This is a genomic window from Flavobacterium piscisymbiosum (assembly GCF_020905295.1).
In the GTDB taxonomy this organism is placed as follows: Bacteria; Bacteroidota; Bacteroidia; order Flavobacteriales; family Flavobacteriaceae; genus Flavobacterium; species Flavobacterium piscisymbiosum.
Map to the genome: position 1 here is coordinate 124,580 of NZ_JAJJMM010000001.1, position 19,381 is coordinate 143,960.

19 protein-coding genes are annotated in these 19,381 nt (G+C 33.9%); 12 read left to right on the plus strand and 7 right to left on the minus strand.

Features of this window, described 5'->3' with window-relative positions:
- Window position 1 precedes the first annotated feature (1 nt).
- On the plus strand, window positions 2-1,072 hold the full coding sequence (locus tag LNP81_RS00655) for a YncE family protein (protein ID WP_230032630.1): 1,071 nt from the start codon (window positions 2-4) through the stop codon (window positions 1,070-1,072).
- Window positions 1,073-1,144: 72 nt separating this feature from the next.
- Here LNP81_RS00655 and LNP81_RS00660 read toward each other — a convergent pair whose 3' ends face one another.
- A complete protein-coding gene (locus LNP81_RS00660) occupies window positions 1,145-2,620 on the minus strand; it encodes a S41 family peptidase (protein WP_230032636.1) in 1,476 nt (491 codons plus the stop codon).
- Between the two features lie 161 nt (window positions 2,621-2,781).
- Here LNP81_RS00660 and LNP81_RS00665 point away from each other — a divergent pair, with 161 nt between their 5' ends.
- The 6 genes from LNP81_RS00665 (at window position 2,782) to LNP81_RS00690 (ending at window position 6,085) form a co-directional block, all read left to right on the plus strand.
- Entirely contained in the window at window positions 2,782-3,291 is a 510-nt protein-coding gene (locus tag LNP81_RS00665) for an RNA polymerase sigma factor (protein ID WP_194616771.1), read from the plus strand.
- Window positions 3,278-3,736, plus strand: coding sequence for a hypothetical protein (locus LNP81_RS00670; RefSeq protein ID WP_230032639.1), 459 nt, complete (start codon window positions 3,278-3,280; stop codon window positions 3,734-3,736). Before LNP81_RS00665 ends, LNP81_RS00670 begins: the two co-directional genes overlap by 14 nt.
- A gap of 13 nt (window positions 3,737-3,749) precedes the next feature.
- Window positions 3,750-4,277, plus strand: coding sequence for a DUF4252 domain-containing protein (locus LNP81_RS00675; protein ID WP_230032641.1), 528 nt, complete (start codon window positions 3,750-3,752; stop codon window positions 4,275-4,277).
- Between the two features lies 1 nt (window position 4,278).
- Window positions 4,279-4,815: a DUF4252 domain-containing protein gene (locus LNP81_RS00680; protein ID WP_230032647.1), complete on the plus strand. Its 537-nt coding sequence runs from the start codon at window positions 4,279-4,281 to the stop codon at window positions 4,813-4,815.
- Between the two features lie 158 nt (window positions 4,816-4,973).
- Complete coding sequence (yiaA, locus tag LNP81_RS00685; RefSeq protein ID WP_230032649.1) at window positions 4,974-5,372, plus strand: inner membrane protein YiaA; 399 nt, start codon at window positions 4,974-4,976, stop codon at window positions 5,370-5,372.
- Window positions 5,373-5,530: 158 nt separating this feature from the next.
- Window positions 5,531-6,085, plus strand: coding sequence for a Riean_0653 family protein (locus LNP81_RS00690; RefSeq protein ID WP_230032651.1), 555 nt, complete (start codon window positions 5,531-5,533; stop codon window positions 6,083-6,085).
- A 118-nt stretch (window positions 6,086-6,203) separates the two neighbouring features.
- Here LNP81_RS00690 and carB read toward each other — a convergent pair whose 3' ends face one another.
- Window positions 6,204-9,059, minus strand: coding sequence for a carbamoyl-phosphate synthase large subunit (gene carB / locus LNP81_RS00695; RefSeq protein ID WP_230032664.1), 2,856 nt, complete (start codon window positions 9,057-9,059; stop codon window positions 6,204-6,206).
- A 145-nt stretch (window positions 9,060-9,204) separates the two neighbouring features.
- Window positions 9,205-9,366 (minus strand): 50S ribosomal protein L34, encoded by a 162-nt coding sequence (rpmH, locus tag LNP81_RS00700; protein ID WP_008464848.1) that lies wholly within the window; start codon window positions 9,364-9,366, stop codon window positions 9,205-9,207.
- Between the two features lie 166 nt (window positions 9,367-9,532).
- Between rpmH and LNP81_RS00705 the strand changes: the two genes are divergently transcribed.
- A complete protein-coding gene (locus LNP81_RS00705; RefSeq protein WP_035682014.1) occupies window positions 9,533-10,048 on the plus strand; it encodes a hypothetical protein in 516 nt (171 codons plus the stop codon).
- A 400-nt stretch (window positions 10,049-10,448) separates the two neighbouring features.
- Here LNP81_RS00705 and LNP81_RS00710 read toward each other — a convergent pair whose 3' ends face one another.
- Window positions 10,449-11,108, minus strand: coding sequence for an alpha/beta hydrolase (locus LNP81_RS00710; RefSeq protein ID WP_230032665.1), 660 nt, complete (start codon window positions 11,106-11,108; stop codon window positions 10,449-10,451).
- A gap of 291 nt (window positions 11,109-11,399) precedes the next feature.
- Between LNP81_RS00710 and LNP81_RS00715 the strand changes: the two genes are divergently transcribed.
- A complete protein-coding gene (locus tag LNP81_RS00715; protein WP_228520454.1) occupies window positions 11,400-11,711 on the plus strand; it encodes a GNAT family N-acetyltransferase in 312 nt (103 codons plus the stop codon).
- 3 nt (window positions 11,712-11,714) lie between these two features.
- On the opposite strand, the gene LNP81_RS00720 is transcribed toward LNP81_RS00715, so the two are convergent.
- The 3 genes from LNP81_RS00720 to LNP81_RS00730 all read right to left on the minus strand — a co-directional run bounded on the left by LNP81_RS00720 (window position 11,715) and on the right by LNP81_RS00730 (window position 15,603).
- Window positions 11,715-13,145, minus strand: a complete 1,431-nt coding sequence (locus tag LNP81_RS00720; RefSeq protein WP_230032666.1) for an anion permease — start codon at window positions 13,143-13,145, stop codon at window positions 11,715-11,717.
- A gap of 20 nt (window positions 13,146-13,165) precedes the next feature.
- A complete protein-coding gene (locus LNP81_RS00725) occupies window positions 13,166-14,257 on the minus strand; it encodes a porin (RefSeq protein WP_230032668.1) in 1,092 nt (363 codons plus the stop codon).
- Between the two features lie 107 nt (window positions 14,258-14,364).
- A complete protein-coding gene (locus LNP81_RS00730) occupies window positions 14,365-15,603 on the minus strand; it encodes a hypothetical protein (protein ID WP_230032670.1) in 1,239 nt (412 codons plus the stop codon).
- Window positions 15,604-15,865: 262 nt separating this feature from the next.
- Between LNP81_RS00730 and LNP81_RS00735 the strand changes: the two genes are divergently transcribed.
- From LNP81_RS00735 to LNP81_RS00745, 3 genes are read left to right on the plus strand one after another with little or no spacing between them, the layout of a single operon-like run.
- Window positions 15,866-17,248, plus strand: a complete 1,383-nt coding sequence (locus LNP81_RS00735; protein ID WP_230032673.1) for a TolC family protein — start codon at window positions 15,866-15,868, stop codon at window positions 17,246-17,248.
- A 12-nt stretch (window positions 17,249-17,260) separates the two neighbouring features.
- Complete coding sequence (locus LNP81_RS00740; protein WP_230032677.1) at window positions 17,261-18,214, plus strand: HlyD family secretion protein; 954 nt, start codon at window positions 17,261-17,263, stop codon at window positions 18,212-18,214.
- 3 nt (window positions 18,215-18,217) lie between these two features.
- Window positions 18,218-19,375, plus strand: a complete 1,158-nt coding sequence (locus LNP81_RS00745) for an ABC transporter permease (RefSeq protein ID WP_230032679.1) — start codon at window positions 18,218-18,220, stop codon at window positions 19,373-19,375.
- The last annotated feature ends 6 nt before the right edge of the window (window positions 19,376-19,381 follow it).

Here is a 19,381-nt window from a genome sequence, read left to right on the forward strand (position 1 = left end):
AATGAAAAGATTTAACAAACTATTTTTAACTGTCATACTAAGCTCGGCATTTTTTGTGTCATGTAGCAGTGATAATGATGATACTACACCGGAACCTCGTGGAAATTACGAAGGAGGATTATTTATTGCAAATGAAGGTCAATTTCTTAAATCTAATGGAAATGTATCTTATCTATCAGATGATTTAAAAATTGAAAACAATGTTTTTTCTTTATTAAATCCTGAAAAAACAACAAACGACATTATTCAATGCATTGGTTTTAATGGAGACTTTGCTTATCTGGTTGTAAATAATTCTAATAAAATTGAGGTAGTAAACAGATATACTTTCAAGAGCGTTGCTACTATTACTGCAAGTATCAAAAACCCTAGATATATCGCTTTTGCAAATGGAAAAGGATATATTACAAACTGGGGAGTAGGAGAAGATGCTAATGATGATTACGTAGGGATTCTTGACCTTGCTACAAACACTATAACATCTAAAATTCCTGTAGTTGAAGGACCTGAAAAAATAATTGAAAACGGTGGTAAACTTTATGTAACGCACAAAGGAGGTTACAACTTCGGAAATTCATTAACTGTAATTAATTCTGCAACTAACTCAGTAGTAACTAACTTTGTAGTAGGTGATATGCCGTCAGCATTGGTAAAAGATAATGGAAGCTTGTATATTTTATGTGAAGGATATCCTAACTACGCTCCTACCCAAACAGCTGGTAAATTAGTAAAGGTGAGTTTAAGCAGTAATACTGTTACCTCTACTCTTAGTTTTGAAGGCATAACACATCCTGGATTTTTAGACCTTGAAAACGATAAATTATATTACACTATTGATAGTAATATTTACTCTCTTTCTACAAGCGCTACAACTTTACCAACAGCTCCAATTTTCAAAGCTACTGAGGTGACTTCACTTTATGGTTTAGCAGTAAAAAACAGCAAAATATATGTTGCAGACAGAGTAAATGGTGTGGATAATGGAGATATTTATATCTATTCTCTAACAGGAAAACTTGCTAATGATTTTAGCGTAGGTGTTAATCCAAACGGATTTTACTTTAACAACTAACCTAAGAATAGAATTAGTTTATTATTTTGGATAAAAAAAGGCTTTCACTTCTGAAAGCCTTTTTTATGTTTATTATTTTAATGCTTTTAAAAGTCCCTCCGGAGCATCTTTTACATACATCTGATTTCTTATACCATCCATCGCTTTAGTATCTGTAAAATTCTTTAGAGCTATACCTTTATCCAGTTGCGCTTTTTTACCCGTTGCTCCTGTAATTTGCGAAATAGCAACACTTAATAACGGTTCTGATGTATCACCTAAAACACCCAGATTAGTAATACGCTCCAGTTGCTCATAAGTTGGTTTTAAACCATCTGTATACTCTCCAAAATCAGCAGCATTTACGATTTTCAATACCAAAGGCTGCATCGCATATTTATGATTTAGATTTCTTTTTGCTTTTCCAAAAGTTGGAGAATCATATAATGTAACAGAACCAACGTTTTTACCCACTGTTGTTTCTCCTATCTGAACTACTGAAATATAAGGTACCAAACCATTTATCACTAATTCACTCGCAGAAGCAGTACCAGTGGTTGTTAGAATATATACTTTAGATAAATTTAAACTGCTTATTGCTGCTCCGTCTAGCTTATCTACAAAACGATTATTTAGAAATTCCGGATTATCAATTTCAAAAGCTGCATTTATCTTAGCATTCCACTTTTCTTTAGCAAAAATCTTATCCGCAAACTGACCCGTAATCATACTTGCCAAACGCGTTGCAGTTTGTATAGAACCACCACCATTATATCGTAAATCCAGTACAAGATCTGTAATTCCCTGCGATTTCAATTCGGCAAAAGCAGCATTTAGCTGTGCATCGTAATTCGCATAAAAACCATTATACATTAAATAACCTATTTTATGACTTCCTGAAGTAATCACTTTATTGATAAAAATAGGATTTTCATCTAAAGTTGTTTTCACTAACGAAATAGTTTTTCCGTTAGGCTCAAAACTTGTTCCATTAAAATCAGCCATATTTAGCGTATAACTATCAGCAGCCAAAAGAGATTGATAGTTTGAAACTGTAAGTTGAGTGCCGTTTATTCCCGTAAAAAGATCACCACGTTTGATTCCTTTTCCTGAAGCATCAGAATTAGGAATAATATAACGTACATAACCAACTAAGTCAGTTGTACTATTTAGTTTATAACTTAATCTAAGATCGACACCATTATTTTTTGTAGTTCCCTGAAGTTCCTGTTCTAAAACAGTATAATCAGATACTATCCAGCTAAAACGATCAATTGCCTGACCTTTTGGGAATTTGCTAATAGGTTTATTCAATAAAGCCTGAAATAAATCTTCCGGTTGAGAATACCCTCGTAAAAAAGAATTTAATGCTTCCTGATTATTATTAAAACGGTCATCGGCTAAATTAGGCACATCGGCTTGCCACAAATAGTATTGATTTAGCCCTTTCCAAATGAAATCTTTCACCTGCAAATCAGCCGGAGCGGCAACATCATCCTGATCCTCACAAGATTGCAAAGAAAAGGCAAGCAAAAATAATAACAGTACGCTCTTTAAAATTGTTTTCATATAGTAGGTATCTATGTAGTATTAACGTAAAAATAGTATCTTTAGTTTTAACATTAATTATTTTTTATGTATTTTTTTTATTAAAATTTACATCTGCCCTGTAACAAAAATAATAGTGCCTCGTCTTGACTATATAAGCTAACGAATAACCAACCAATTTTATGAATCAGAATGTGTTTATAGAATTAATAAATCCTTTTAAAGACAAAGTTTTTCGTCTGGCAAAAAGATTATTAACCAGTACAGAAGAGGCCGAAGATGCTACGCAGGAAGTAATAGTTAAATTATGGAATAAAAAAGAAAATTTAGATTCTTATAACAGTGTAGAAGCATTAGCAATGACAATGACAAAAAATTATTGTCTGGATCAGTTAAAATCGAAAAGGGCCGGAAATCTTCAAATTGTACATAATAACTATACCGACCGGGAACCTCAGCTGGATAAAAAATTAGAGGATTCGAATAGCTTAGAATGGGTAGAGAAAATTATAAGTCAGTTGCCCGAACAATTACAAATATTAATTCAGTTACGCGATGTTGAACAATATGAATTTGATGAAATTGCGAAAATTGTCAACATGAATGAAACAGCTATTCGGGTAGCACTTTCGAGAGCGAGAAAAAAAATTAGAGAATCAATGGTTAACACACACAGTTATGGAATTCAATAAAATAGAAAATATATTAGAAAAATACTTTCAGGGAGAAACAAGTATTGCCGAAGAAAATCAATTAAAAGAATACTTTTCTTCATCAAATGTTGCGCAGCATTTAGAGCAATACAAACCTATGTTTGGTTATTTCTCTCAGGTAAAAGAACAAAAATCGACGCAGGACATACCACTAAAAACTAAAAAACGAAATGTGGCTTGGTTATCGATTGCGGCTTCGGTTGTTGTTTTACTAGGAGTTGGAACCTATTTTTATGTAAGCGAAAAAAATGCAGCTCCGGCTGTGGCGCAAACAGAACTAGGAACCTACGATAATCCGGAAGAAGCATTAGCAGCAACGCAAAAAGCTTTGGCCTTATTATCAAGCAATGTTAATGTAGGTATTGGAAGTGTACAATACATTAATGAATATGAACAATCAAAAAATAAAATTTTTAAACAATAAAACATCAATCAAAATGAAAAATTTCATCATAACACTAGTTTTCGCATTCGTTACCACTACTTTTTATGCACAGGGAGCATTTGACAAATTTGATGGTCAGGACGATGTAACCTCTGTAATTGTAAACAAAAAAATGTTTGATTTAATGAGTAAAGTAAAAGCTGATCCCTCTGATAAAGAAACACAACAATACATCAATCTCATTAAAAAATTAGACAACTTAAAAGTGTTTACTACTAAAAATCCTAAAATTGAAGCCGACATGAAAGCCTCTGCTGACAAATATGTAAAAACGGCAGGATTAGAAGAATTAATGCGAATTAATGATGGCGGCAGAAACGTTAAAATCTCTGTAAAATCAGGAGCTTCAGATTCTCAAATAAGAGAATTATTAATGTACGTTGATGGTGCTAAAAACGACGAAACTGTTTTATTATCACTAACAGGTAATTTTGATATCAACGAAATTTCAGTACTTACAGATAAGATGAAACTTCCGGGTGGTGCTGATCTAAAAAAAGCCTCTAAAAGCAAAAAATAAGATGAAAACCAACATTTTTACCTCAGCCCTTTTAGTATTACTGACTTTAGTAAGTTGTAATTCTAATCCTTCATTGCAGAAATATTTTGTAGAGAATACAGATAATAAAAACTTTATTGCTCTTGATGTTTCGCCGAGTATTTTAAACGTAGAGAAAACAAAACTATCTGCAGAACAAACCGAGGCTTTAAAATCATTTGACAAGATGAACATACTGGCTTTTAAAGCAAATGCTACCAATCAGGTTCAGTTTGAAGCAGAAAGAGCCAAAGTCAAAGCAATTCTAAAAGATCCAAAATACCAGCAATTGATGAGTTTTGGCTCTGGTAAAGATGGAGCATCAATAAGTTATGTAGGTTCTGATGACAATATCAAAGAGTTTGTCGTTTTTGCTAACAGAAAAGAAAACGGTTTTGCAGTAGTTCGCGTATTAGGCGAAAACATGAACCCGAATAATATCATGACTTTAATGTCGGTTCTAAAAGAATCCAAAATCGACATGGAACAATTGAAGCCTTTGCAGCAATTGATTAAATAATACATCTATCTTACTTTAAACGAGAAAGCTCCATATTTTTGGAGCTTTTTTTATACATTTTTGAAAGATTATACTGTGTAATTTTTATTTGTTTTTACGCTAATCTGAACTGAATTTAATTATATTTGCGCCTAACCAAAACACGAATTAAAAAAAACATGGTACAAAAAACTTCGGTCGCTTTTATCGCGGCATCTTGGGTAGCTCTTGGAGCTGGAACAGTTGGATTTATAGTTGGGCTTGCAAGAGCCGAAATGTTATTAAATGAAAAAGGATATTATTTCACCGTTCTAATGTTCGGTTTATTTGGTGTAGTATCATTACAAAAAAGTGTTAGAGACAGACTTGAAAATCTTCCTGTAACAAATATCTATTATGGAATTTGTTGGTTTGGTACATTATTATCCATTGCTTTATTAACCATCGGATTAATAAATGCGACTATTTTACCAAGCGAAAAAGGTTTCTATGCATTTGCATTTTTATTAGCATTGTTTGGTGCAATTTCAGTGCAAAAAAATACGCGAGACAATATGGCATTTAGCAAAAATGAATAATCTCATAAAATTATAATCAAGCAAAATAACTTCCAAATTAACAAAATCGAAAAGCTCCTTAATTGGAGCTTTTTTATTACGAAATAGTGTATTATAAAATTAAATATTAACAAAAATTAATCTACATTTATCCCTTAATTAACATTTAAAAATCATTGATGAAAACTACTTTAAAAACCTTCTTATTATTTTTAATTCTTGTATTAAACAGCTGCTCAAGCGATAATAGCAGCGAAGAAAATCCGGAAAATCCTACTGTACCAACCTCAAAATTTGCAATGACAGCAAAAGTCGATGGTAAATTATGGGAAGTTAACAACCCATTTAACTCAAATTTTGCTACTAAACCATTATTTACTTATTATCCGGAAACAGAATATATTCAGTTAGTAGGAAGAAAAGGATTAGAAGAAATTAGACTTTACATTAAAAGAAGCGATCTTAAAATAGGCAGCTATACTATTACTAAAAGCACATATGACGCCTCAAAAACACAGATTGAAGTTTCGATGGCTTTGAGTAAAGAAAATATGCAGGAGGTAATTGAAGGAAATATATCAATAACTTCGATTGACTTAAGTGCAAAAAACCTTGCAGGTACATTTTCATTTAGTTGCGTTGAAGACGACTCAAAACCAGTAAGCACTTCAAACCCTATTACAACAAAAGTAACAGATGGTACTTTTAATTTTAAATATGATTTTGCTTATTAAGAATAAAGATTGAATGTTGTAAAAACTATACCTGATCTCTTTTTAAAAAATCAACATACTATAAAACTAAAAAAGCTCCAATTTTTCATTGGAGCTTTTTTTATAACAGGATTTGAGATTATTTACTCAAATACATTTTTCTTCTAGAATACAATTCGTAGAATTGATCGTCTTTTAAGTCATCAATAAACAAGATGCTTTCTCCTGTCGATTTCATTTCTGGTCCTAATGCTTTATTTACATTATGGAATTTACTGAAAGAGAAAACCGGTTGTTTGATCGCATAACCTTTCAATTGCGGATTAAAGTCAAAGTCAGTTACTTTATTATATCCTAACATTACTTTTGTAGCGTAGTTTACATAAGGTTCTCCGTAAGCTTTTGCAATAAACGGTACCGTTCTCGATGCTCTAGGATTTGCTTCGATAATATAAACTGTATCATCTTTAATTGCAAATTGAATATTGATTAAACCAACAGTTTTCAAAGCTCTTGCAATTTTTATTGTATGATCTTTTATTTGTTGCATTACAAATTCCCCTAAGTTAAAAGGAGGCAAAGTAGCATTACTATCTCCAGAATGAACTCCACAAGGTTCGATGTGCTCCATAATTCCTATGATATACACATTACCATCAGCATCACAAATTGCATCCGCTTCAGCTTCGATTGCTCCGGCTAAATAGTGATCCAAAAGTAATTTATTTCCTGGAATCGTTTTCAATAAGTTGATAACGTGCTCTTCCAATTCTTTTTTGTTGATTACAATTTTCATTCCCTGACCTCCTAATACATAAGAAGGACGAATCAATAACGGAAAGTCAAGAGTATCTGCAAGAGCAGAAGCTTCGTCAGCCGTTTCAGCGATTCCGAATTGCGGGAAAGGAATATGCAATTCTCTCAATAAATCTGAGAAACGTCCTCTATCCTCGGCCAAATCAAGTGCATCAAAACTAGTTCCGATGATTTTCACTCCGTATTTAGATAGTTTTTCAGCCAATTTCAAAGCTGTCTGTCCACCTAACTGCACAATAACACCTTCTGGTTTTTCATGCTGAATAATGTCATATATATGTTCCCAGAAAACCGGCTCGAAGTATAATTTATCAGCTGTATCAAAATCAGTCGAAACCGTTTCAGGATTACAGTTAATCATGATCGTTTCATAACCACATTCTTTAGCAGCTAAAACTCCGTGTACACAAGAATAATCAAATTCAATTCCCTGTCCAATTCTGTTTGGTCCTGAACCAAGAACTATGATTTTCTTTTTATCGGTTACAACACTTTCGTTATCTACATAACGCTCACCATTTGCTTTTTCGATTTCAGCCTCAAAAGTTGAGTAGTAATAAGGTGTTTTTGCTTTAAACTCAGCTGCACAAGTATCAACCAGTTTAAACACACGGTTAATATTTTGATCCATACGCAAAGTATGTACTTCACTTTCTAAACAATTTACCATATGAGCAATTTGTCTGTCGGCAAAACCTTTTTGTTTCGCTTCAAGCAAAAGTTCTTTTGGAAGATTAGATATCTTATAATTCGAAATTTCTTTCTCTAAAGTATAAAGCTCTTCGTATTGTTTAAGGAACCACATATCGATTTTAGTAATTTCATGAATGCGGCTCAACGGAATTCCCATTGCGATAGCATCATAAATTACAAAAACACGATCCCAACTTGCAAAAGTTAGTTTCTCGATAATCTCTTCGTAGTTTTTATATCCTTTTCCGTCAGCACCTAAACCATTTCTCTTAATTTCAAGAGATTGAGTTGCTTTGTGTAATGCTTCCTGAAACGAACGTCCAATTCCCATTACCTCACCAACAGATTTCATCTGAAGACCTAAAGTTCTGTCGGCACCTTCAAATTTATCAAAGTTCCAACGTGGTATTTTTACAATTACATAATCTAAAGTTGGTTCAAAAAGAGCCGAAGTTGATTTTGTAATTTGGTTTTGCAATTCATCTAAGTTGTATCCTAAAGCCAGTTTAGAAGCAATTTTAGCAATTGGGTAACCAGTCGCTTTAGATGCCAATGCAGAAGAACGAGACACACGAGGATTAATCTCGATTGCTACGATATCTTCTTTTTCGTCTGGTGAAACTGCAAATTGCACGTTACAACCTCCTGCAAAATTACCAATACTACGCATCATCAGGATGGCATAGTCACGTAATTTCTGGAATGTTGTATCTGATAATGTCATTGCTGGAGCAACTGTAATCGAATCTCCAGTATGAATTCCCATTGGATCCATATTTTCGATCGAACAAATGATCACCACATTATCATTTTTATCTCTTAAAAGTTCTAACTCATATTCTTTCCACCCCATCAAAGCTTTGTCGATCAAAACTTCGTGAATTGGCGAAGCTTCAAGTCCGCGAGTTAAAAGCTCATCAAAATCTTCTTTTTTGTAAACAATTGCTGCTCCGGTTCCTCCAAGCGTAAACGAAGGGCGAATTACAAGCGGAAAACCAAATTCCTGAGCAATTTCTTTTCCTTCTAAGTATGAAGTAGCAGTTTTTGCAGGCGCAGTTGGTACATTAATTCTTTCTAAAAGTTGTTTAAACTGCTCTCTATCCTCAGTAATATTGATTGCGTTTACATCAACTCCAATTAATTTTACTCCAAAATCCTGCCAGATTCCTTTTTCTTCAGCTTCCAAACATAAATTCAAAGCCGTTTGCCCACCCATTGTTGGCAAAACAGCATCAATTTGTGGATGTTCTTTCAGAATCTCAATAATCGATTTTGTAGTTAAAGGTTTCAAATATACATGATCGGCCATTGTTGGGTCGGTCATAATAGTCGCTGGATTTGAGTTTATCAAGATAACTTCAATTCCTTCTTCACGAATAGAACGTGCAGATTGAGAACCTGCATAATCAAATTCGCAAGCTTGACCAATAACAATAGGTCCTGACCCTATTATTAAAACTGATTTTATTGATGTGTCTTTAGGCATTTTATTTGTATTGTGTAGTTATTATATGCATTCAAAAACATTCACAGTGCTTTAGAAACTAGAATGTTACATTTTTTTTTACCGACAAGGTATAAAAAAAGGCGATACTAAAAAAGTAATCGCCTTATGTATGTTTATACAAACATTATTTTTTGTGTCTAGGTTCGCTAGAAACAGTTAATTTATGTCTTCCTTTAGCTCTTCTACGCGCCAGAACTTTTCTTCCATTCGCAGAAGCCATTCTGTCCATAAATCCGTGCTTATTTCTTCTTTTTCTTTTCGATGGTTGAAATGTTCTTTTGCTCATTGCTTTGTATCTTTAAAATGGTGTCTATTATCTGTTTTTCTGTTTTGTATATCGTTATTCCAAAACCGAGTGCAAATATACAAAGACTTTTTTTTCTGGCAAGTACTTTAATAAAAATATTTTTAATTCATTTTACTATATTTGCAATCACAAATATACATCTATTATGTTTCACAAAAATATTAAACTTATTTTAGCCGGACTTCTTGTAGTTGCTGGCATCTGGCAATTTACCGAAAGCAATATCGGGAACGGAATCTTCCTTATATTATTGACGGCAATTCCGATTTTTCTTTACTTTAAAAACGAATTTATCCTTTTAGCCTTCCTTAAATTAAGAAAACAAGACTTCGAAGGTGCCAAAAAATGGCTGGCATACATCAAAAACCCGGAAGCGGCTTTAGTTAGAAAACAACAAGGATACTTTAATTACCTTCACGGAATCATGTTATCTCAAACGAATATCAACCAGGCCGAGAAACATTTCAAAAAAGCGATCGAACTTGGACTATCAATGGATATGGATTTAGCCGTAGCAAAATTAAACCTTGCCGGAGTTGCAATGTCAAGAAGAAGAAAACTTGAAGCAACTAATTTATTGAACGAAGCTAAGAAACTTGACAAACAAGGCATGTTGAAAGAGCAAATCACAATGATGAAAGATCAAATGAAGAAAATCTAAACTTCTTTAAATTACAAATATTTTAAAATCCCAAATTCCAATTAATGGTATTTGGGATTTTTTATTTTAGATTGCAGAGTTTAGATTTTAGATTTTAGATTTTTAAAATTTGGAATTGAATTAGAAGCTATTTCCTGCTATCCGCTTGTATCTTTTCCTTGCTAAAGGAGCAAGAAAAAGGATACCGCTTCTATCAGGGCTAGGGCACCTGTTTTCAAAAAGAAATTATAGTCTTGTACCTTTGCGTCTAGTTTGTCATTCCTGTGACAAGATTTTGCGAAATAACTTTGTGCACAGATTGCGCAACTACCTTTGTCAAAGTTTTAAACTTTGACAAAGGTTTTAACCGACAAACATTTGGAATTTGAAATTTAAAAAAAAATTGGGATTTTAAAGTTTTCTAATCCTCCAATATAATCGAAGGCAAATTCTCATTCAGCCATTTGTATTTATTCAGGATCATAATATGGGTTCCTCCTTTTACGACAATACAACTGTTGATATATTTTATAGGAAAAACATCATCCTGATCACCATGAATATGAATCACTTTGGGATCAATTTCATTTCTGTCCCATAAAATAACCGATTCTACCGCCCATTGCAAATACTTAAGATCGCGAACGGCTAAAAACTTCTCGTATAATTTAATTCGTTTATTGATTTTTTCTCCAAAGGAATATTTTGCCAGATTTTCGATATTCAAAATCAACTTCATCGGAATCAGCTTGTAGGCTTTTGTCGTTTTACCAATTTTCATTCTTCTCGGAAATTCGACATTACTTCTCACACTCGAAATAATAATTACTTTTCGGGCATTGATATGTTTTGCAATTTCCTGAACCAGAATTCCCCCAAACGAAACTCCAATTAAAACCGGATTTTCATGTTTGATATTCTTCGAAATCCGAAGCGCATAATCAGATAAAGATTCTTTTGCCTGCGGAATTTCCCATTCTAACAAACAAACCTCAAAAACAGATTCATCTAATTTGATTCTTTCAAAAATAGCAGGACTAGCTGCTAAACCAGGCATAAAGTATACAGGAATTTTACTCATTTTAATAGAAACAGATTATGGTTACAGCTTTTAATTTCAAGCTAAAATTACTTTTTTTAGCAATATAGACTGCAAATCTTGCACCATAATTAATTTAAACAAAATAATTTTACAAAAAAGCACAGTTAATCCAAGCCTTCACACGACTATCAAAAAATAATTTTATATTGAAAATCAAATGATTACCTTTGCAGTCATTATAACCAATATCAAAAGATCCTTCCAAGACCTTTTGCACAATACTATTAACGTTCTTTTTCTATTATTTTTTTAATTCAATCCCCAAAAAACATGACTAATATGGAACCTATTGAAACTATGGAAATCAAAGACAATACTTTTGCAAGACAATTTGAAACCATAGTCCCTGAAGGATTACTTTCTGTTGAATATTCGTTTCAGGAAAAGAAAATCTTTCTCACCAAAATCAACTCACCAGAAGGTTTTGACAATCAAGCATTAATTGATGTAGTACTTAAAAACATCATGGAACTTATTATAGAAAAGAAATTCAGATTAATGCCTATTCATCCAAGAATTGTATTATTCATCAAAAAAAATCCTCAATACAAGGAATTACTTCCTCCCGGAATTAGAATTTAATTTTTAAAAGTAGCCAATAAGTCTTAGCCATAATCCACCGATTACCATGTAAATAAGCAACATTGTTAATCCGGTAATTAACCCTTTGACCCACCAACTTTTTAAATCGACGTAGCCGCTCCCAAAGAAAACAGGTGCCGGACCGTGACCATAATGCGTTAAAGTTCCGTAGATTGACCCTACAAAACCAAGCATAAAAGCAAGAAGCAAACCCGGAATCCCTAACGAAATACCAACACCAAGTAATGCCGCATACATCGCAGCGACGTGTGCGGTTGCACTTGCAAAAAGATAATGGCTAAAAAAGTATACCAATATAATAATCGGAAAAGCCATTTGCCAACTTAAACCGCCTATTTCTGCTTTTACCAAATTACTAAACCAGCCTATAAAACCTAATTCGTTGAGCGAACTGGCCATCATGACCAAAACCGAAAACCAAACAATGGTATCCCACGCACCTTTTTCGGCTTTTACATCTTCCCAGGTTAAAACCGAAGTAAGCAATAAAATTACCAGACCAATAAATGCCGTCGTGGTAGCATCGATAGAAAATAAATCGCCGGTCATCCACAAAAACAATAAGATAAAGAAAGTCAGCAACATCATCCATTCATCACGTGTTATTGCCCCCATTTCTTTTAGTTTCTGAGCTGCAATTTGCGGAGCATCTCCCGTTTTCTTTAGCTCCGGCGGATAAATTTTATATAATACCAAAGGAATTACAAAAAAAGCCACCAAACCCGGAACGATAGCTGCAGTTGCCCACGAAATCCAACTAATTTTGATTCCTAGATTAAGTGCAAATTTTTGACACATAGGATTACTAGCTGTTCCGGTCAGAAACATAGACGACGCTATTAAGTTGGCATTATAACTGCTTAAAGTAAGATAGGATCCTAATTTTCTATGTGTTTCAGGCTGATCAGGCATCGAACCAAAACTCATTGACATCGATTTCATGATAGGATAAATAATCCCTCCTCCCCTTGCGGTATTACTTGGAACAGCCGGAGCCAAAACTAAATCAGCCAATCCTAAACCATAAGCCAAACCAAGGGAACTTTTTCCGAATATTCTAATAAACAGGAAAGCGATTCTGTTTCCTAAACCTGTTTTAATAAATCCTCTTGCGATAAAAAACGAAATTCCGATAAGCCAGATTACTTTATCTCCAAAACCTCTTAATGCCAAAGTAACTGATTTTCCTGCTTCGCCCGGAGCCAAAACCTGCGAAAAAGCTGTTAATGCAATAGCAATCATACACATGGTTCCCATTGGCGCCGCCTTTAAAATAATCCCTAAAATGGTGGCGACAAAAATGGCAAATAAATGCCAGGCTTCGATAACTACGCCATCCGGTGCCGGAATTAGCCAAATTGCAATTCCAACTACAAGTGTTATTATGGCTTGGGGAATTTTTACTTCTTTCATAAGATGAAAATTAAATTAAACTAAAGTCTGCACTGAAACTGAATTATAAATAAGTTGTCACTATAGTACGCTGAATTAGGAATATCTTTATCGAATTTATCGATTTCAAATCCCATCTCAATCCTGCCTGTATATGCTTTACCAAATTCCAGACTTATCATTGGCGTATAAGTTGTCCTTAAATTTGAGTTTGTTTTAAAATTATTATCAAAGGATTCAAATCGGCATGATAGTTCCAGTGAGGTCAGTTTTTTATAGTCGACGAGATATCTTAGATTAGGTAAAAAATAAATACCGCGCATTTGGTAATCATCAATTTTCGCCGTTCTGCCTTCCGGAGGCAAAGAAAAATATAAATTTTGGTTTGTTCCCTGTTTATATTCAATTTGCAAATCAAAAGTAAATTTATCTGTAAGCTTAAAATCACTGGTAATATCTGCCCCTACGGCAAAAACTTTTTGATCAGACCTTTTTCCAATTCCTCCATTAAGACCCAAATTTATTTTATGCACTTTTGATAATCCAAAAACCCATCTTGTAGCATATTGTTTTCCGTTATCATTGTCCATTTCCTGATTTCTTCCATTACCGTTTAAAACAGAAACAGCATAACTCACAGGGATTTTACCAATATCAACAGATCCGGTTGCAGATGCTCCGATTTGAAAACTCGTCCATCCGTTTTTTCCAAACTCATAATACTGATTAGAGAAATCAAATGATTTTATAATATCTACCGGAACTAATTCCTCAATACCAAATGCCGGACGAAACTGACCTCCGGTTAAAGCTAAATATTTACTAAAAGTATATTTCGCATAAGCATTTTCAAGAACCTTTCCTTTAGGATCTGATTTAAAATCGGCCAGATTTACTAAAATCACAACTTCTGTAGCTTCACTTAGTTTTGTATTTAGTCCTACACGCATTCTTTTTATATCAAACGAACTTTGAGTAACCTCACCAGTCGAATGATGAACTCCCAAAACATCTACATTTTCACCAAAACTTTCTAAATATCTGGCCTGCAAAAGACCTTTAAATTGAAACTGAGGATACTTAACACTACTCTCATCTGTTGCTGCTGGTGTAGTAAGCGTTTGAGCATTCATGAAAAGTGGTATTATAAAAAAAACAATTATTATGTGTAAATTTTTACTCATAAGCATCACAACTAAAAAATTAAGCCAATATTAGCAATTATTAAAAACCTGAATTACTATCTTCTATTTGAACTTCCGTTTGCCGGTCTCGTCGTTGCTGGTCTTGCCGCAGGACGAGTTACGGGCTGTGTTGGTCTAACAGCCGGGCGCGTAGTCGGATTAGTTGGCGTAACTGGTCGTGTAGTTGGCCTTGTTGTAGGCTGAGTTGGTCTTACAGCAGGTCGCGTTGAAGGATTCGTGGGATTTACCGGACGTGTTACAGGTCTTGTTGTATTTCCTGGTCTTGTTGTATTTCCTGGTCTTGTCGATGGATTAGTCGGGCGCGTTACAGGTCTCGCTGTATTTCCCGGTCTTGTCGATGGGTTAGTGGGACGCGTTACAGGTCTTGTTGTATTTCCCGGTCGCGTTGTGCTCCCTGGTCGCGTTGGTCTTGTAGAAGTAAGCGGAGCTGGTCTTTTATAATCCCTGCCATTGTAGGTCGTATTATAACGTCCGTTAGTTCTGTTATCCCTAACGATTACAGATGTATTTCTTCTTGACGCATAATTATTATAATATCTTGGATTTCTTACAACTGCCGTTCTGCGATAATAAGGACTTCTGTAATAATGTCCGTGATATCCCCAATAATCATGGTAGTAAACCGGACGCCAAGGACGCCAGTAAGAAGGATAATATCCCCAATGCCACGGAGATCTATAAGCGACATATATTGGCGAAAATAAAAATAATACTACTGGCCATGCACTTACACTTGTACTTACATAACTTGGATTATTGGTTGTTGTATTATAATTATTGGTCGTGTTATTATTTACAATTACAGTACCATCACCTTTATAACCGGGATTTGGCGTGCCTGAAACATTATCCGAAGGTTCTATAATATAATTTTTACCATATAAATCTTCATCGCCAATGGCCTGAACATGTATATTATTCTTTTTATCCTTGTCAACTTCGATAACAGCGACATCCTGAGTTTCGTTATTATTTACAGCAACCTGAAGCACAATTACATGTGTATTACCTTCTTTATGACTCTCGATCTCGATATAATCGATTTCTCCATCATTATTTAAGTCTAAATTATTTACCTTATTATCCGGATCATTTAATGATTTTTCGAAATCCTCTAAAGTTTTAGATTTTTGAAAAATATCCAGTACCGCATACAAATTAAGATTATCGCCCGGTAAACCTAAAGCAACAGGCTCGTTATCTGTTTGAGAAAATGCAGAAAGGCTAAATAAACCGCTCATTACAATAGCAAAAAATAAGAAGCTCTTTTTCATGTTAATATTTAGTTAAGCCGGATTATGATGACTAAGATATAAAAAAAACGTAAGAATTTAACATCATTAGAAAACTTTCTATAATTGAGATCAAAAACAGTTGCAACATTCTCTGTCTCTGCCAATTTACTGATCACAAAGCATTTAATGTAAGATTAATATTCTAACTTTGTAAATACTTCTTCAATTAAGATATCTGCCTTTTATAATATCTTACAAAATACTGTTTAAGATTTATTACAACTTAAGAAACAAAATTACGATGAGAAAACATTTACCTATTTTCATTTTCTTTCTTTCATTGACTTACAGCTACGGCCAGATCGAAGTTTCGACAACTCTGGAAGAGGCTATAAACAAAGCAATAGAAAAGAGCGTTTCCTTAAAAAACAAAGACCTGGATATTGAGAAATTAAATCTTCAGGAAAAAAGCGTCTGGAACAAGTACATCCCAACTTTAGAAGCCAGTGCTCTTTATACTTATTTTGATAATAAACTAACCGTCGATCTTCCTACGGCTACCATACCTATTGTAAATTATCCATTATTTGATGGAAAAACGGCTTTTAAAAATTATGGAAACATTTTTAACGGAAGTGTCATGGCTAAAACAGTTCTCTTTAGCGGAATGCAAATCCCGAACGGAGCCAAAGCTATTCACGAAAAAACCAAAGGAACTGAGTTTTTAAAAGAATCTGAGAAAGATCAAATCATAAAAGATGTCATTAATACATTTGACCAACTTGAGCTCTTAAAACAAATAGACCAACTAATAAAAGATAGCGAAAACCGATTGGAAACAGAAACCAAACGTGTTACAAAAGCTATCGAACAAGGACTTGCCGTTCCGTATGACAGAGACAAAATTAAATTAGCATCACTAGAACTGGCTTCTAAAAAAATTGAACTAGACGGAAAACGAAGACTAGTTTATAAAAAAATTCAATACCTGACAGGATATTCCACTACCGAAATTGAGCATGTTCAATACAATTTGGTTCCGTATTTAATTACAGACGAAAAATTGAGCACGCAAAACAAACAGGAAATAAAAGCTTTGGAGTCTTTTAAAACTGCTTACGAATATTTATTAAAAAAAGAAAAAGGTACATACTTACCCACTCTAGGTGCTTTTGGAGGAGTTTCGTATTCAAGCCTATTCGATGCAAATGCTACAACCCCAATCATTACCGGAATAAATCAAGCATTATATTTAGGATTAAACGAAGCAACGATTAGCAACAACTGGGTGGTAGGTGCCGCAATGAAATGGGAAGTTTTTTCAGGTTTTGAAAGAAAACATAAAGTGCATGAAGCCAAAATAAATATAGAACAAGTTCAAAATCAGATTGACGATACCAAAGAAAAACTCGAATTGCTTCTCGAAAAAAACTTTGTCGATTATAGTGTTCTGACTCAAAAAATTGACATTACGCAACAACAGGAAAAAGTAGCCGGAAACAACTTAAATCTTGCCATAAAACAATATAAAGAAGGCTTGATAAACATATCTGAACGTCTTGAAGCCGAAAATGATTCGTATAAAGCATCCGTAAATAAAACGACAACTTTAATCGAACAGCGATTATCAGCAATTGAAACTATAATTGCTACCGGCGATCTATCAAAAAAATTATCTAAATAAAATTTCTATTTTATGAAAAAAGCAATCATCATAGTCAGTTTAATTTTCATTTTTATAAGCTGTCAAAAAGCCAAAAAAGAAAATGTAATTCAGGGAAAAATAGAAAAAGAACAAATTGCCGTTGTGAGCAAAATTCCGGGCAAAATTTTAAAAATCTTTGTCAAGGAAGGCGATATTGTACAAAAAGGAGATACACTTGCTATTCTCGATATTCCGGAAGTTGATGCAAAAAAAAGTCAGGCCGAAGGAGCCGTAATATCAGCCAAGGCACAATATAAAATGGCTGTAAAAGGAGCAACCGAAAACCAAATTAAACAGCTTGAAGCCAAAAAAATGGGATTAAAGGAACAATATGAATTTGCACAAAAATCAATTAAACGATTGACGAATATGCTGAAAGACTCTTTAATATCGCAGCAAACATACGATGAAACTTTTGCCAAATACCAAGGAGCTCAGGCACAATACAATGCTGTTGTTGCCGAATTAGATGATGCTAAAAAAGGCGCCAGAATCGAGCAGCAAACAATGGCTCTTGGACAACAAGACAGAGCTCTTGGTGCTTTGCAGGAAGTAGAAACTGCAGATAAAGAACGTTACATAATTGCACCCCAAAATATGAGTATCGAAACCATTACTTTAAATCTTGGCGAACTGGCCTTACCGGGTTATACTTTATTTAATGGATATATTGCCAACAGTACTTATTTTAGATTTACGATACCGGAAAATCAATTGGCACAATTTAAAAAAGGTCAGGAAATAACGGTTCATGTTCCGTATAAAAAAGAAGATATAAAAGGAACGATTTCTACAATAAAACAACTTGGCGCTTACGGTAATATCGCAACGGCATATCCTGATTATGAAATGCAGGAAAGTTTATTCGAAATAAAAATAACACCTTCTAACATAGACGAAACAAAAGATCTTATCACCAAAACAACTGTTACTTTATCTCTTTAAACTATGCAAAATTTCTTTTCATTGCTTAAACGGGAATTCAGATTATTCTGGAGCAATAAAGTCCTGAGATTGCTTTTTATTGGAGCACCAATTCTTTATGGCGTTTTATTGGGTTATGTCTACGGAAAAGGCAAAGTGACCGATTTACCGATCATTATTATTGATCAGGATCGATCTGAATTAAGTTCGAAAGCCATTCAGATGTTTGAGGACAATGAAGTTCTTCACATTGCTTCAATCTTATACGATCAGAACAATCTTTCGCAGATTGCTATCGAAAAAGAAGCAACTTGCGTTGTTATTATTCCGAAGGATTTTGAAAAAATGACACTTACCAAGAAGTATCCGGAGATTACAACTATAGTAAATACTTCGAATGTTTTGACCGCCAATTATGCCTCAACAGCAATTCAGGTTTGTCTTGGAACAATGAAAGCCGGAGTTCAAATTGAAACATTAAGAAAACAAGGTGTTCCTGAAAATTTACTGGCATCGCAATACGAACCTTTCAAAACTACTTTCATAAAAAAATACAACCGAAGCACCAATTATATGTATTTTCTTTGGCCAGGCGTTTTGGCGACTGTTTTGCAACAAGTTCTTTTATTAGGATTAGCGCTTTCGTTTGCTTCAGAATTTGAAAACGGAACTTTTAAAGATTTAGTTAAAAGATGCCCTTCACTTTTAAACTTGTTAGCTGTAAAAATAATTCCTTATATGATTATGAGTTTTGGTATTTGGATTATTTACTGGCTTTTTACTTTATGGTTCAGATTGCCTTTTTATGAAAATTTATTACCACTTACTTTCATTGCCGGCATATTTGTGCTATCGGTTTCTTTTATAGGTATTCTGGTCAGTATTTTAGTTCCTAGCCAATTAAAAGCTACAGAGATTTTAATGGTCATTGCAACTCCAAGTTTTATCCTTAGCGGTTTTACCTGGCCTTTAAGTCAAATGCCGCAAGCTGTTCAGGCAATTGCAAACGTAATTCCGTTGACTCATTTCCTAAAAGCTTTTAGAATTTTAATTATAGAAAACGGTAGTTTTTCTCAAACTACAAAACCTATTTGGAACATGGTTATTATAGGGATAGTTTGTTTTGTTGCCGCCTATATCGCTTTACATTTTAAAAAGAAAAGTGTTTTAAAAGAAGCCTAATCATTC